Origin of the sequence: Hafnia alvei, assembly GCF_900095695.1 — a bacterium.
GTDB classification, from domain to species: domain Bacteria; phylum Pseudomonadota; class Gammaproteobacteria; order Enterobacterales; family Enterobacteriaceae; genus Hafnia; species Hafnia alvei_B.
The window spans coordinates 426,839-441,723 of sequence record NZ_FMIQ01000006.1 but is presented as its reverse complement, the minus strand read 5'-3'; the positions used below and the strand labels follow the sequence as shown (position 1 = coordinate 441,723).

Sequence of the window (14,885 nt, the reverse complement as noted above, 5' to 3'; positions counted from 1 at the left end):
ATGCCGTTACTTGATATTCGTAACCTCACCATTGAATTCATGACCGCCGAAGGGCCAGTCAAAGCCGTCGATCGGGTCAGCCTCACGCTCACCGAAGGCGAAGTGCGCGGATTGGTTGGTGAATCTGGCTCAGGCAAAAGTTTAATCGCCAAAGCGATCTGCGGCGTCACCAAAGATAACTGGAAGGTCACCGCCGACCGTTTCCGCTTTGACGACATTGACCTGCTGCGCTTAACGCCGCGTCAACGGCGTCGGTTGGTGGGCCATAACGTGTCGATGATTTTTCAGGAGCCGCAGTCCTGTCTAGATCCTTCTGAGAGCATTGGTAAACAGGTGATTCAGGCGATCCCCGGTTGGACCTATAAAGGCCGCTGGTGGCAGCGTTTTCGCTGGCGTAAACGCCGCGCCATTGAACTGCTGCACCGCGTCGGGATTAAAGACCACAAAGACATCATGCGTAGCTTCCCGTATGAGCTGACGGAAGGTGAATGCCAGAAGGTGATGATTGCCATCGCCTTGGCTAACCAACCGCGTCTGCTGATTGCCGATGAACCGACCAATGCGATGGAGCCAACCACGCAGGCGCAGATTTTCCGTTTGCTGTCGCGCATGAATCAAAACAATAACACGACAATTTTGTTAATTAGCCATGACCTGCAAATGATGAGTAAATGGGCTGACCGCATTAACGTGATGTACTGCGGACAAACGGTTGAAAGCGCAGCCTGCGAAGATATTTTAGTTGCGCCGCATCATCCCTACACGCAGGCGCTGATCCGCGCGATGCCTGACTTTGGCCGCGCATTGCCCCATAAAAGCCGCTTAAACACGCTGCCGGGCGCGATCCCTTCGTTAGAACATTTACCTATTGGTTGTCGCTTAGGGCCTCGTTGTCCGTATGCGCAGAAAAAATGCATTGAGACACCGCCTCTGCGCAGCGTAAAAACGCATAAGTTTGCCTGTCATTTCCCGCTTAACATGGAGGAGACGCAATGAGTACGCTGTTGGAGGTGCACAATCTACAAAAAACCTTCCGCTACCGCACCGGCTTGTTTCGTCGCCAAAATCTTGAAGCGGTTAAACCCGTTAGCTTTACCCTGCGCGAAGGGCAAACGCTGGCGATTATTGGCGAAAACGGCTCGGGGAAATCAACGCTGGCAAAAATGCTGTCAGGCATGATTGAACCCACTGCGGGCGATATCGTCATTGATGACAAGCAGCTGCAGTACGGCGATTTTCGCTACCGCAGCCAGCGGATCCGCATGATTTTTCAGGACCCGTCTACGTCGCTCAATCCGCGCCAGCGTATTGGTCAGATCCTTGACGTTCCCCTGCGGTTAAATACCGAACTCGATGCACCACAACGTGAACAGCGTATCAATGAAACGCTGCGCCAAGTCGGTTTGCGTTCCGACCACGCCTATTACTATCCGCATATGTTAGCTTCCGGGCAAATTCAGCGTATCGCCTTGGCGCGAGCCTTGATATTGCAGCCACAGGTTATCGTGGCGGATGAAGCGTTGGCGTCGCTGGATATGTCGATGCGTTCACAGATTATTAATTTGATGTTGGAACTGCAGCAAAAACACGGTATCGCTTATATCTACGTCACCCAGCATTTGGGCATGATGAAGCATATTAGCGATCAGGTCATGGTGATGCATCATGGCGAAGTTGTGGAGCGCGGTAGCACGTCAGAAGTCTTGGCGGCTCCACTGCATGAGCAAACTAAACGCCTCATTAATAGTCATTTTGGTGAAGCGTTAACGGCCGATGCATGGCGTCGTGACGGTGGCGTTTTCTGAAAAGCGATTTTATCGCCAATTACGGACTAAAATTCAGCCACTGCTCCGAGCAGAGCATCAAAAGCATTCCACAGTGAATCAAGCGTGATAGAATCGCTCGGTTTTGTTTTATTAACACAAGTGCTGGAAGAATTAACAATTCCTGTTTCTATATCGAAGCATGAATCGGTTTTCCTCCGCCTCTATCAGTTTATGCCCTGCTCCTCCAATATTATTGGTATCGCAGTACGGCATAAACTAAGACTACAAGGACTATTTGTATGGGTTTTCTAACCGGTAAGCGCATTCTGATCACTGGCGTAGCCAGCAAACTCTCCATTGCCTACGGTATTGCACAGGCTATGCACCGTGAAGGCGCCGAGCTGGCTTTCACCTACCAGAACGACAAACTGAAATCTCGCGTAGAAGAATTCGCCGCTCAGTTGGGTTCTAATCTGGTTCTGGCTTGTGACGTAGCAGAAGACGAAAGCATCGATGCGATGTTTACCGAGCTGGCAAAATCTTGGCCGAAATTCGACGGTTTTGTTCACTCCATTGGCTTCGCTCCAGGCGACCAGTTGGACGGTGACTACGTGAATGCGGTTACCCGTGACGGTTTCAAAATCGCACACGACATCAGCTCTTACAGCTTCGTTGCGATGGCAAAAGCATGCCGTACTATGCTGAACCCAGGTTCAGGTCTGCTGACTCTGTCCTACTTGGGCGCAGAACGCGCAATCCCTAACTACAACGTTATGGGCTTAGCTAAAGCATCTCTGGAAGCTAACGTTCGCTATATGGCTAACGCGATGGGCCCTGAAGGTATCCGTGTTAACGGTATCTCTGCGGGTCCAATCCGTACGCTGGCGGCGTCTGGTATCAAAAACTTCCGTAAGATGCTGGCTCACTGCGAAGCGGTTACCCCAATTCGCCGTACCGTTACCATTGAAGACGTCGGTAACTCAGCCGCATTCTTGTGCTCACCGCTGGCAGGCGGTATTTCTGGTGAGATCCTGCACGTCGATGGCGGTTTCAACATTGCAGCCATGAACGAACTGGAACTGGATTAATTTCCGTCGTTTATTCTGCTGAAAAATCCCTGGCTTCGGCTGGGGATTTTTTTATCTCTGCGCGGTTATTCCTTTTCAGCCTAGGCTATTCCTTAACAATATTTCATCTCTAGGCCGCATTCGGCAAGGATAGTACCCTGTTTCATAAAGGGTTCCCCCTTTTCTTGCCCGACGTCTGAAGGATATCCGATGGAGCGACCAAACTCGCCGCTGACGATTTTTAGCTCACGCCATAACGCACCGACCTCTGAGGCGGATAATCACCAGCATTTGGCTCAGGGCCGCTTTCCGTTATTCAATGAACGAACTGAACGTGATACCTATTTCCGACAGGTTGGCGATGCCTATCGTGAGCTGTTAGGCTCAGAGCCTGAAGTCTCGCGCGAGTACTCTCTCTCACGCTATGATCGCTTAAGCATTGCGCTCACCGTGGCACAAGTTTCTCAGGTAACGCCTTTGTGCTCTTTTTATGCCAAGCAGTTGGCACCGCTGCATTGCCCGCATAACACCCGTGAAAGCAATCAGCGCTTAGCTCAAATTACCGAGCACGCTCGGTTACTCGCATGGGACCCCACGCGCAGTACGAAACAAACCTTGCGCGCGCTGCGTGCGGTAAAATTGTCCTATCCCGATATAGTGACACTGTCACAGATTGTGGGCTTTGTGGTATTGCAATCTCGCCTTATTGCCGGGACGGCGGCTCTTTCCGGCTGTTCATTACCATCTGAGCCAAGAATATTTCCCACCCTTGAATTGGCTCCGCTAACGGAAGCGACATCGGCGGCATGGCGTCCTTGGCTACCGCTCGGTGCCGATGCCACGCTGGCACCGGTGGCAATATGCGGGGCGCCTTCGGGGCTCGCCATCGTCTTAATGCTGATTAAGATGCATGACGGGGAAGGTGTTGATATCACTAGTGAAATTTTTAGCGAAGGCTATAACTGTAGCGATCTACTGCGTCAACCGCTGCGCGAACTGGCCTTTTTAGTCAGTGCTAGGCTTCTCGGCTGTCATCGCAGTAGCCAGCACCACGCCCGTCGCTTCTTGCTGCTGAGTAAACATCGCCAGCAGGCGGATGCGGTACTCGCCAATCCCGTTACCGCGCTTTCTCAATGCAGTCGTCGAGAACAGGCTATCATTCAGGCCAGTCTGACTCTCACGCAAACCCCCTGCTTGTTCTCGCCCGATCACATTGCGTCTTTAACTCAGTCGGGGCTGTCTGCCGCAGAAATTCTTGAGCTTATCATTGCGCTAGCAACCGGCGCGTGGAGCCAGCGGCTACTCGTTTCGCTGGGGGAATGAGCAGATTTCCACCATTTGCCGATCATTTCATCCACAGTCGCATCATGGGCTTGCTCACAGGCACTGATTCGCGTAAAAATGTGAACCGCTCTTGAGGTCATTCACTTCATCCACCTGCCGGAATCTACGTTTCAATACTATGTTTCAGGATAACCCGCTGCTCGCGCAGCTAAAACAGCAACTGCACTCCCAGACACCACGCGTTGAAGGCGTCGTTAAAGGGACCGACAAAGGTTTTGGCTTCTTGGAAGTTGACGCCCAGAAAAGCTATTTCATCCCGCCGCCATACATGAAAAAAGTCATGCATGGTGACCGCGTTCTGGCTGCTGTTCACACTGAGAAAGATCGTGAAGTCGTTGAGCCGGAAGAGCTGGTTGAGCCTTTCCTGACAAGATTCGTTGGCCGCGTGCAGAAAAAAGACGATGATAACCGCCTTTCCATTATCCCCGACCATCCATTGCTGAAAGATGCAATCCCATGCAGAGCCGACAACAACGTCACGCATGAGTTTAAGCAAGGCGATTGGGCCGTTGCCGAGATGAACCGGCATCCGCTGAAAGGCGACCGCACTTTCTTTGCCAATATCACCACGTTTATTACCGATGCGGATGATGATTTCGCGCCGTGGTGGGTCACGCTTTCCCGTCATGGTTTGGATCGCACGGCACCAGAATGGTCTGGTAGTGAAATGCATGAAGAAGGCTTGGAGCGTGAAGATCTCACCTCTCTGCCATTCGTCACCATTGACAGCGCCAGCACGGAAGATATGGATGATGCGTTGTATGTGCAGGAGAACGAAGACGGTTCTCTGGCCTTAACCATCGCCATTGCCGATCCAACGGCCTACGTTGAACAAGATTCCGAGCTGGATAAAATCGCTCAGGTACGTGCTTTCACGACTTATTTGCCTGGTTTCAACATTCCGATGTTGCCACGCGATTTGTCTGACGATCTGTGTTCACTGCGCCCTAACGAGCGCCGCCCTGCGCTGCTATGCCGCGTCACAATACAGAAAGACGGCGCTATTTCTGACGATATTCGCTTCTTTGCTGGCTGGATTGAATCTAAAGCCAAACTGGTTTACGACGAAGTTTCAGATTATCTGGAAGGCGTTGGCAGTTGGAAACCGGAAAATGCCCAAATCGAACAGCAGGTTCGCCTGTTGCATCGTTTAGCGGATTCCCGTTCTGATTGGCGTCAGCAGCACGCGTTGGTATTTAAAGATCGCCCAGATTATCGCTTTGTTTTAGGCGAAAAAGGCAGCGTGGTTGATATCATTGCCGAACATCGCCGTGTGGCCAACCGCATCGTGGAAGAGTGCATGATTACCGCTAACGTCTGCGCCGCTATCATGCTGCGCGAACGTTTAGGCTTTGGTGTTTACAACATCCATTCTGGTTTCGATCCGGCGCTGGTTGAACAGGCCGTGAGCATTCTGCAAGCCAACGATGTATCTGCCAACGCAGAAGCATTATTGACGTTGCAGGGCTTCTGCGAACTGCGTCGTCATTTGGATTCGTTGCCAACCACGTTCCTCGATAGCCGCGTGCGCCGTTTCCAGACCTTTGCTGAAATCAGCACCGAGCCGGGCCCGCACTTTGGTTTAGGCTTAGAAGCTTACGCAACCTGGACTTCGCCAATCCGTAAATACGGCGATATGGTGAATCATCGTTTGCTGAAAGCGCTGATTGCGAATAAACCCGCCGAACGTCCTGATGACGCTATTACCGTGCAGATGGCAGAACGCCGTCGCCTGAATCGTATGGCAGAACGCGACGTGGGTGATTGGTTATATGCTCGCTTCCTGAAAGATAAAGCGGATCCTGCGATTCACTTTAACGCTGAAATCGTTGATATTTCGCGGGGCGGCATGCGCGTGCGTTTGGTTGATAACGGTGCGATGGCGTTTATTCCATCTTCCTTTATTCACGCCGTGCGTGATGAACTGGTATGCAGCCAAGAAACCGGCTCCATTCAGATCAAAGGCGAAACCGTTTATCAAACGGGCGATGCCCTGCAGGTTTATCTGGTTGAAGTGCGCCTAGAAACGCGCAGTATTATTGCCAAGCCTGTCGTTTAATCTGAAGCATTGAGGCACATGTGGCGCTTGCCCCATGTGCCTCAATTGTTTAAACACTCGGCATTAGATCAACAGACGTTTTTCACCGATAAAAATCAATCCCAATCTGGCGCAAACTCAGGGCTGACTAAACGCTCATTGCGTTCAAGTTCTGCAATCTGCTTCATTTCCGCATCGCTTAAAACTATCGTCAACGCATTTAGATTGCTTGCCAAATTCTCACGCTGGGTGGACGAAGGGATCACCGTGTAACCCTTTTGCAACGACCACGCCAGAGCCACCTGCGCGGCGCTCACACCATGCGCCTGCGCAATCTGATTAATGACAGTGTCAGTTAGCACTTTGCCATAGGCGAGAGGCATATAGGCGGTCACTGGAATACCCTGAGACGCAGCAAACTCGGCCACTTGTTCATTTTGCAGGAACGGGTGGATCTCAATTTGCTGGCTGGCAATATTCTGCGCGCCAACGGCATCGATGGCCTGCTTCATTTGTTCGATAGTAAAATTCGAAATCCCTATCGCTTTGGTTAAACCCATCTGCTGAGCCTGATACAACGCCTGCATACTGTCAGCAATGGTTGGCGATGCATCACGCGTTGGCCAGTGGATCAGGGTTAAATCGACCTGCGCCAAACGCAGTTTTTTCAAGCTTTCTTGCAGGCTTTCAATCAGCTTTTCAGGCGCAAGATTTTCTAGCCAAATTTTCGTGGTGACAAACAGTTCATCACGCGGTACGCCGCTCTCTTCGATAGCTTGTCCAACCTCAGCCTCATTGCCATAGATCTGCGCGGTATCGATATGACGATAACCCAGCTCTAACCCATTGCGCACAGAATCAATCACGACCTGCTCTTTCAGGCGAAACGTTCCCAGTCCCAGTTTTGGCATCAACATTTTAGCGTTGCTCATTTTCTATCCTTTTGATTTTGTAAGATAACAGAGTGATGTTGGGCGTAAGCGTTGCCCTGTTGCTGAGAGTGAGTATGTGAGGAAGTTTTTTTGTTATAAATAGCGTTAATTGCAAATGTATTGTGATCAACAATCACAAATGCCCAGACTAATCTTATTCCACCTTCAATTATTGACTCAAACGCAAAGGTGTTGTGATTCAGATCGCCTATTTTATGAAAATAAATAGTGTGATAATTGCCTCAGTTGCTAATGACATTATCGAATCACAACACGGCGCCACGCCCTATTCTGCGCCGCATGAGGAGTTTCATTATGAGTAAGATTTTCCTGATCAACGGTATGAAAGCGTTTGGCCATTCTAAGGGTCAACTGAATACCACTCTGCATGACGTCGCTAAAGAGACATTGGCTGCGATGGGCCACGAACTGCGTGAAACCACAATTGACCACGGTTACGAAATCGAACAAGAAATTCAAAACTATCTGTGGGCCGACGTGGTTATTTACCAGATGCCGGGCTGGTGGATGGGCGAGCCGTGGATCGTTAAAAAATATATCGACGAAGTCTTCACCGAAGGTCATGGCCGTCTGTACGCCAGCGATGGTCGTACCCGTTCAGACGCGAGCAAAAAATATGGTTCTGGCGGCTTGATTCAGGGTAAGCAGCACATGTTGTCTCTGACTTGGAATGCGCCGCAGGAAGCTTTCGACGATCCAGACCAGTTCTTCCACGGTCAGGGCGTTGATGGTCTGTACATGCATTTCCATAAAGCCAACGAATTCTTGGGTATGACTCGTCTGCCAACTTTCCTGTGCACTGACGTGATCAAGAATCCAAATGTGGAGCACAACATTGCATGTTACCGCGACCATTTGGCAACCGTGTTTGCTAACAAATAAGAGATTGCGATGATTACTGTTATTGCCGAAATCAAAGTTCGTGCGGGACATTTAGACGCTATCGTTAAGCGCTTTCAGGCTTTGCAGGCAGAAGTGCTGGCGGAGGAAGGTTGCTATCAGTACACGCCGCTCACGGATGCCCTGCCCGCTATCGAGCGTCAGAGTTTAGCCGCTGACACACTTTTCATGGTTGAACGTTGGGAATCTCACGCGCATTTGGATGCCCATCTTAAAACGGTACACATGGTTCGCCACCATGAAGAAACGCAGGATCAGGTAGAATCTGTCACCCTGCGCATCTTGACCGATCATTCTGTTTGCTAACAGTTTTTATTGCCACTGCGTCTATGACTTTAGCCGCTGATATTTCAGCGGCTTTTTTGTGCGGCTAAGCACTTAGCCTTTGGCTTTCAACGCGGTTAGCTCGGCGATACGCATAATCACCGATACCGCTTTTTCCATGCCTTCTAGTGTGATGAATTCATGTTTGCCGTGGAAATTATAGCCCCCGGTGAACAGATTCGGGCAAGGTAGACCACGGAAAGAGAGCTGCGCGCCATCTGTACCACCGCGAATCGGGCACATAATCGGCTCAATGCCAACGTCGTGCATTGCCTGCTTTGCTAATTCAATGATATGTGGGTGTTTGGCCACTTCATCACGCATGTTGTAGTAGCTGTCATCTAACGTCACTTCGATATAGCAGTCACGGTGCAACCCTTTACCTACTTTCTTCGCGATATCCATGATGTTTTTCTTGCGTGCTTCAAAGCCTTCACGGCTGAAGTCGCGCACGATGTAATGCATTTCGGCTTTCTCAACCGTACCTTTCATCGATGCAAGATGATAAAAACCTTCATAGCCTTCTGTGTGTTCAGGCGTTTGCTCTGGCGGTAATTCATTGTGAATACGCGCCGCGAGTGACAGCGCGTTAACCATCACGCCTTTCGCCGTGCCCGGATGCACGTTGTTACCCACGATCTTAATCGTCACCGATGCCGCATTGAAGTTTTCACATTCCAACTCGCCCACGCCACCACCATCGACGGTATAGGCCCATTCCGCGTCAAAGGCTTCAACGTCAAAGAATTGAGCCCCCTTGCCGACTTCTTCATCAGGCGTAAACGCGATGCGAATATCGCCGTGCGGAATGTTGTTATGCTTGAGGCGCAGCATGGCGGTCACGATCTCGGCGATACCGGCTTTGTCGTCGGCCCCCAGCAGAGTTTTGCCATCGGTGGTAATCAGCGTTTGGCCTAACAGCTGGTGTAATACGGGGAACATCACCGGAGAGAGAACTTCATCACCAATGCCCAAGGCGATATCACCACCGCGATAGTTTTCAACGATCTGCGGGTTCACATTTTTACCGCTGGCGTCGGGTGCGGTATCCAAATGCGAGATAAAACCGATGGTCGGCGCTTTCCAACTAACATTAGACGGCAGCGTTGCCATCACACAGCCATGATCGCTTAACGTAACTTGCTCGAAACCGAGCTCAACCAATTCTGCCTGTAGCGCCCGCGCCAACTTCATCTGGCCATCGGTGCTAGGAACCTGACGTACACCTGCTTTGGACTGTGTGTCGAAAGAAACATAATTAAAAAAGCGATCGAGTAAGTTATTCATAAAAGTGTCTCGCAATGATTCGTTATTCGTCGCAGTCCACATCATTCCCATAATCGATGGTTAAGAATGAAGGACAAGTGCCGCATTAGATAAATAACCCTGAAATTTTATGCTGGGTTTAAACAATCGACTAATGGGCTAGCCTGACAACGTCAAGTGGGGGCTTTGCAAGGGTATCTCTTCATAATCATGTGATCTGTCTCTTATTATGAAAAATCCCCTAGGCCCTCGCCATAGGTTTTACATTATGCGTAGGGCACAAAACGGAAATATTGCGTCAGGTCATTTTTAGCTAAAGTTAAAGAAAGTAAGGAAAGTAATACCGGATAAAAATAGCCGTTTCGCAGGATTTCTGCCCCATTTGGGGTAAATTAGTGCATCATGGTGCGTCTAAGGCGGGAAAATCAGGTTTTCTTGGCAGGCTGGCTTTTAATTAAGGTTCACACAGTCTATTATTCGCGCCTTAATTTTTGAGTGGCGCCGCTGGTTTTGAGCTACCTGACTCATTGATTTGCTTTGAGTCTTCTGCTTCTACAGTCTTTTTTTTCAGCGGCGGTTCTATCTGCAACACGTAACGGGATAGAGTAGCAAATAAATGACTGAGATATCTTCTCTGGGTTCTAACGCAGCATTACAGCCTGTTGTTCGTTTGACAGGTATCCGTAAGTCTTTTGATGATAAAGACATCATCACCGATCTTGACCTTACTATTAATCATGGCGAGTTCTTAACCATTCTCGGCCCCTCTGGCTGCGGGAAAACCACCGTTTTGCGTCTTATTGCCGGTTTGGAAGACGTTGATGATGGGCGCGTGATTTTGGACGGTGATGATATTACTCACGTCCCGGCTGAGAATCGTTGCGTAAATACGGTATTCCAAAGCTATGCGCTGTTTCCGCACATGACCGTGCTCGACAACGTCGCTTTTGGGTTGCGCATGCAGAAACGCCCTGAAGCAGAAATTATTCCTCGCGCTCATGAAGCGCTGCGCATGGTGCAGTTAGAGGAGTTCGCCCAGCGTCGTCCTCATCAACTGTCTGGTGGGCAGCAGCAGCGCGTGGCGATTGCGCGTGCGGTGGTAAATAAACCCAAGGTGCTTTTGCTGGATGAATCGCTGTCTGCGCTTGATTATAAGCTACGTAAACAGATGCAAAATGAGCTTAAAGCCTTGCAGCGTAAGCTGGGTATTACCTTTATTTTCGTCACTCATGACCAAGAAGAAGCGCTGACTATGTCAGACCGCATCGTGGTGATGCGTGATGGCAAGATTGAGCAAGACGGTACGCCGCGCGAAATCTACGAAGAACCCAAGAATCTGTTTGTCGCCAGCTTTATTGGCGAGATCAATATTTTTGACGCAGAGGTTCTGCATCGCGTGGATGAATATCGCGTGCGTGCCAACGTTGAAGGCCGTGAATGCAATATTTACGTCAATGCTGAAATGGACGTACAGCCAGGCGATAAGCTGAACGTGCTGCTGCGCCCTGAAGATGTACGGGTTGAAGAAATCCACGATGCCGGACAGGTGGATGGCATCATCGGATATGTGCGCGAACGTAACTATAAAGGCATGACCTTGGAATCTACCGTTGAATTAGAAAACGGCAAGATGGTGCTGGTGAGCGAATTCTTTAACGAAGATGACCCCGACGTCGATCATTCGTTGGATCAGAAAATGGCCGTGACTTGGGTCGAAAGCTGGGAGGTGGTGCTGGCTAATGAAGAAGTCGCGTAAGTATTTTCAAAACGTGGTGATCACAACCGTGGTCGCTTGGCTGGTGCTGTTTGTTTTTATGCCGAATCTGATGATTATCGGCACCAGCTTCCTAACTCGTGATGACACCCATCTGATAAAGATGGTGTTTTCCTTCGATAACTACACTCGCTTATTTGATCCATTGTATGCCGAAGTGCTGCTGCACTCGCTGAATATGGCCATCATCGCCACGCTGTGTTGTTTGGTGATCGGGTATCCTTTTGCCTTTATTCTGGCGCGGCTCCCGGAAAAAGTTCGCCCTCTTCTGCTGTTTTTACTGATTGTGCCTTTCTGGACCAACTCGCTGATCCGTATTTACGGCCTGAAATTATTCCTCAGTACCCGAGGCTATTTAAACGAGGTTCTGCTGTGGATCGGGATTATTGATAAACCGCTGCGCATTATGTATACGCCTGAGGCTGTGATCCTTGGGCTGATTTATATTCTGCTGCCGTTTATGGTCATGCCGCTCTATTCCAGCATCGAGAAGCTGGATAAATCGGTTTTAGAGGCCGCGCGTGATTTAGGCGCAAATAAGTTCCAGACGTTTATACGCATTATTATTCCTCTTACCATGCCCGGAATTGTCGCAGGTTCGTTGCTGGTCATGCTGCCTTCTTTGGGGCTGTTTTACGTTTCCGACCTGCTGGGCGGCGCGAAAAACCTGCTGATCGGCAACGTGATCAAAAGCCAGTTCCTGAATATCCGCGACTGGCCATTCGGCGCGGCCACCAGCATCTGTTTAACGCTGGTCATGGGGATCTTGCTGTATATCTATTACCGCGTTGGGAAACTGATGAATAAAAAGGTGGAACTGGAATGATCGGACGCCTGCTGCGCGGTGGATTTATGTCCATCGTCTACGCCTATTTATATATCCCTATTATTATTCTGATCGCTAACTCATTTAATAGTTCGCGGTTTGGCATCAATTGGAAAGGCTTCACCTTTGATTGGTACAGCACGTTGATGAACAATGATAGCCTGCTGCAAGCGGCTGGGCATTCCATCACCATGGCCGTCCTTTCTGCCACTTTTGCCACGCTCATTGGCTCGTTAACGGCGGTGGCGCTTTTCCGTTACCGATTCCGTGGCAAGCCGTTTGTTAGCGGGATGCTTTTCGTGGTGATGATGTCGCCCGATATCGTGATGGCAATTTCGCTGTTAGTCCTGTTTATGCTGCTGGGCGTCTCTTTGGGCTTTTGGTCGTTGCTGTTCTCACATATCACCTTCTGCTTGCCCTTTGTGGTTGTCACCGTGTATTCGCGCTTAAAAGGTTTCGACGTGCGAATGCTTGAAGCAGCAAAGGATTTGGGCGCGGGTGAAGTGACAATTCTGCGAAAAATTCTCCTGCCGTTGGCGATGCCGGCGGTGGCTGCGGGTTGGCTGCTGAGCTTTACCCTATCCATGGATGACGTGGTGGTTTCATCATTCGTGACGGGGCCAAGCTATGAAATTTTACCGCTGAAAATCTACTCGATGGTGAAAGTCGGCGTTTCACCAGAGGTAAACGCATTGGCCACTATACTGTTGGTGCTTTCGTTAGTCTTGGTTCTGGGCAGCCAGCTTATTTTGCGTGATAGAACGGCCAATAAGTAGAGTGAAAAACGATGCCGGTCGCTATTTGGCCGGCAGTAAACTTTGCTTAACCATTGAAATATTCGCTAAAAAACCGCCCCTCAATAAAAACTTCACACAGCAGATCGCTTTATTGCCCCCAAGATCTATATTTATTGTGTATTCCTACAGCAATTACTATACAAGACTGTTTTAGCTCAAAGCATTGTCGTTAACGCTGGGGCAAGTGTGATCCACGTCGCAATTTGTCATATAATTCATCCAGGATTTCTTTCGATAAAACGACAGCATGCCGTGACGGAACACAGCTAATGCTTGATGTTAACGGGGCTAACATGGCGTCTTCTAAAAAAATCGGGCTCATTGCCTGTACCGGTATCGTCGCGGGAAACATGATGGGGAGCGGTATAGCGCTCCTGCCTGCGAACCTCGCCAAAATTGGTTCTATTGCACTCTTCGGCTGGATCATTACTCTAATCGGCGCCATGTCATTGGCGTATGTTTTTGCTCGTTTGACGACTCGCGACCCGCAGGTCGGTGGGCCAATCGCCTATGCGGGTCGATTAGGCCCTGCATTCGGTTTTCAAACCGCCGTTCTTTACTACCACGCCAACTGGATTGGTAACCTAGCCGACTGTTTGGCCGGTGTGGCTTATCTCTCGATCTTTTTCCCCGCGCTCAATCACCCGATCCCCGCAGGGATCGCGAGCATTGTGATTATCTGGATCATGGCGCTGGTGAATATGATGGGTGGTAACTGGGTCAGTCGCTTAACCACGCTGGGGCTAATTCTGGTTTTAGTTCCCGTCATTGGCACCGCCGTTGCCGGCTGGCATTGGTTTGATCCTGCGCTTTATCAGGCAAACTGGAACACCTCAACGCATACCGACAGCAAAGCCGTTATGCACAGCATTTTGATTTGTCTATGGGCGTTCGTCGGCGTGGAATCGGCGGCAGTTAGCTCAGGTTTAGTTAAAAACCCACAGCGTACCGTGCCTATCGCCACCATGCTGGGCACCGCGCTGGCGGGCATCGTTTATATCTTAGCCACCCAGGTGATGAGCGGAATGTTCCCTGCTGAAGTGATGGCGAAAACCGGTGCACCGTTTGCCGCCAGTACCTCATTGATGGTCGGTAGTTGGGCCGCTCCGGTGGTGTCTGCTTTCACTGCGTTTGCCTGCCTAGCGGCATTAGGTTCTTGGATGATGTTGGTCGGTCAGGCTGGCGTACGCGCCGCTCGTGACGGTAACTTCCCTAAAATTTACGGCGAGGTCGATAGCCACGGCGTACCGCGCAAAGGGATTATTTTGTCAGCCATAAAAATGACGCTGTTGATGGCGTTCATGACCTTTATGAGCTCGAAAGGCAGTAACTCATCCGATATTTTTGGGGAGCTCATCGGGATCGCGGTTCTGCTTACCATGCTGCCGTATTTCTACTCCTGCGTAGCGTTGATTCGTATGGAAGGCGCTTCGCTGAGAAATATCGTGAGCGTAATGGCCGCAACCTTAGGCTGTATCTTCTGCTTTATCGCTTTGTCAGGCGCTGACAACATCAAGCTCACCGCCACCTTTATCATCAGCTTAAGCATTTTGATGTTCTATGCCCGCAAACAAGGGGAACATGAAAAAGCCTATGCAATTCAACTCAAGAAAAATCCACCGCCTGACGATAACTTAGGCTAAGCATTTATTTGGCTCGATTAGCTGCGCCGCCACTGTTTTTTTGATTGGCGGCGCGAATGTCTTTCTCCTCCCGCTTTACCTTTACCCCTACTCCCACGGCTCCTATAATGACCGCCCTGATGGCGCGACTCCCATAAAAACGTTTTGTTCTTGTTGAAGTGTTCCATTCAGGATTCATAGAGATTTT

At 50.0% G+C, this 14,885-nt stretch carries 14 protein-coding genes; 11 read left to right on the top strand and 3 right to left on the bottom strand.

The genetic code is table 11. The annotated features are described in order from the left end of the window. From sapD to BN1044_RS03635, 5 genes are all read left to right on the top strand, one after another. Window positions 1–996, top strand: coding sequence for a putrescine export ABC transporter ATP-binding protein SapD (gene sapD, locus BN1044_RS03655; RefSeq protein WP_072307581.1), 996 nt, complete (start codon window positions 1–3; stop codon window positions 994–996). After that, on the top strand, window positions 993–1,805 hold the full coding sequence (sapF, locus tag BN1044_RS03650; protein ID WP_072307580.1) for a putrescine export ABC transporter ATP-binding protein SapF: 813 nt from the start codon (window positions 993–995) through the stop codon (window positions 1,803–1,805). Before sapD ends, sapF begins: the two co-directional genes overlap by 4 nt. Window positions 1,806–2,065: 260 nt before the next feature. Then, window positions 2,066–2,854, top strand: coding sequence for an enoyl-ACP reductase FabI (fabI, locus tag BN1044_RS03645; protein ID WP_025801211.1), 789 nt, complete (start codon window positions 2,066–2,068; stop codon window positions 2,852–2,854). A gap of 189 nt (window positions 2,855–3,043) precedes the next feature. After that, window positions 3,044–4,156, top strand: coding sequence for a peroxidase (locus tag BN1044_RS03640; protein WP_072307579.1), 1,113 nt, complete (start codon window positions 3,044–3,046; stop codon window positions 4,154–4,156). A 139-nt stretch (window positions 4,157–4,295) separates the two neighbouring features. Then, on the top strand, window positions 4,296–6,236 hold the full coding sequence (locus tag BN1044_RS03635; RefSeq protein ID WP_072307578.1) for an exoribonuclease II: 1,941 nt from the start codon (window positions 4,296–4,298) through the stop codon (window positions 6,234–6,236). 95 nt (window positions 6,237–6,331) lie between these two features. On the opposite strand, the gene dkgB is transcribed toward BN1044_RS03635, so the two are convergent. After that, window positions 6,332–7,132, bottom strand: a complete 801-nt coding sequence (gene dkgB / locus BN1044_RS03630) for a 2,5-didehydrogluconate reductase DkgB (protein WP_139130884.1) — start codon at window positions 7,130–7,132, stop codon at window positions 6,332–6,334. Window positions 7,133–7,462: 330 nt separating this feature from the next. Here dkgB and BN1044_RS03625 point away from each other — a divergent pair, with 330 nt between their 5' ends. Then, window positions 7,463–8,050, top strand: a complete 588-nt coding sequence (locus BN1044_RS03625) for an NAD(P)H-dependent oxidoreductase (RefSeq protein WP_072307576.1) — start codon at window positions 7,463–7,465, stop codon at window positions 8,048–8,050. Window positions 8,051–8,059: 9 nt separating this feature from the next. After that, entirely contained in the window at window positions 8,060–8,374 is a 315-nt protein-coding gene (locus tag BN1044_RS03620; RefSeq protein WP_072307575.1) for a putative quinol monooxygenase, read from the top strand. 72 nt (window positions 8,375–8,446) lie between these two features. Here BN1044_RS03620 and pepT read toward each other — a convergent pair whose 3' ends face one another. Further along, window positions 8,447–9,679, bottom strand: a complete 1,233-nt coding sequence (gene pepT / locus BN1044_RS03615; protein ID WP_072307574.1) for a peptidase T — start codon at window positions 9,677–9,679, stop codon at window positions 8,447–8,449. A gap of 595 nt (window positions 9,680–10,274) precedes the next feature. Here pepT and potA point away from each other — a divergent pair. The 4 genes from potA to cadB all read left to right on the top strand — a co-directional run bounded on the left by potA (window position 10,275) and on the right by cadB (window position 14,698). Then, window positions 10,275–11,414, top strand: a complete 1,140-nt coding sequence (gene potA, locus BN1044_RS03610; protein ID WP_072307573.1) for a spermidine/putrescine ABC transporter ATP-binding protein PotA — start codon at window positions 10,275–10,277, stop codon at window positions 11,412–11,414. Continuing rightward, entirely contained in the window at window positions 11,398–12,258 is an 861-nt protein-coding gene (gene potB / locus BN1044_RS03605; RefSeq protein WP_040045056.1) for a spermidine/putrescine ABC transporter permease PotB, read from the top strand. The genes potA and potB overlap by 17 nt, the downstream gene beginning before the upstream one ends. Next, entirely contained in the window at window positions 12,255–13,034 is a 780-nt protein-coding gene (potC, locus tag BN1044_RS03600) for a spermidine/putrescine ABC transporter permease PotC (RefSeq protein WP_061554670.1), read from the top strand. The genes potB and potC overlap by 4 nt, the downstream gene beginning before the upstream one ends. 314 nt (window positions 13,035–13,348) lie before the next feature. Beyond that, window positions 13,349–14,698 carry a cadaverine/lysine antiporter gene (gene cadB / locus BN1044_RS03595; protein ID WP_072307623.1) on the top strand — a complete coding sequence of 450 codons (1,350 nt, stop codon included), beginning with the start codon at window positions 13,349–13,351 and terminating at the stop codon, window positions 14,696–14,698. A gap of 4 nt (window positions 14,699–14,702) precedes the next feature. Here cadB and BN1044_RS23535 read toward each other — a convergent pair whose 3' ends face one another. After that, window positions 14,703–14,876 (bottom strand): hypothetical protein, encoded by a 174-nt coding sequence (locus BN1044_RS23535; RefSeq protein WP_168780331.1) that lies wholly within the window; start codon window positions 14,874–14,876, stop codon window positions 14,703–14,705. Window positions 14,877–14,885: the final 9 nt, after the last annotated feature.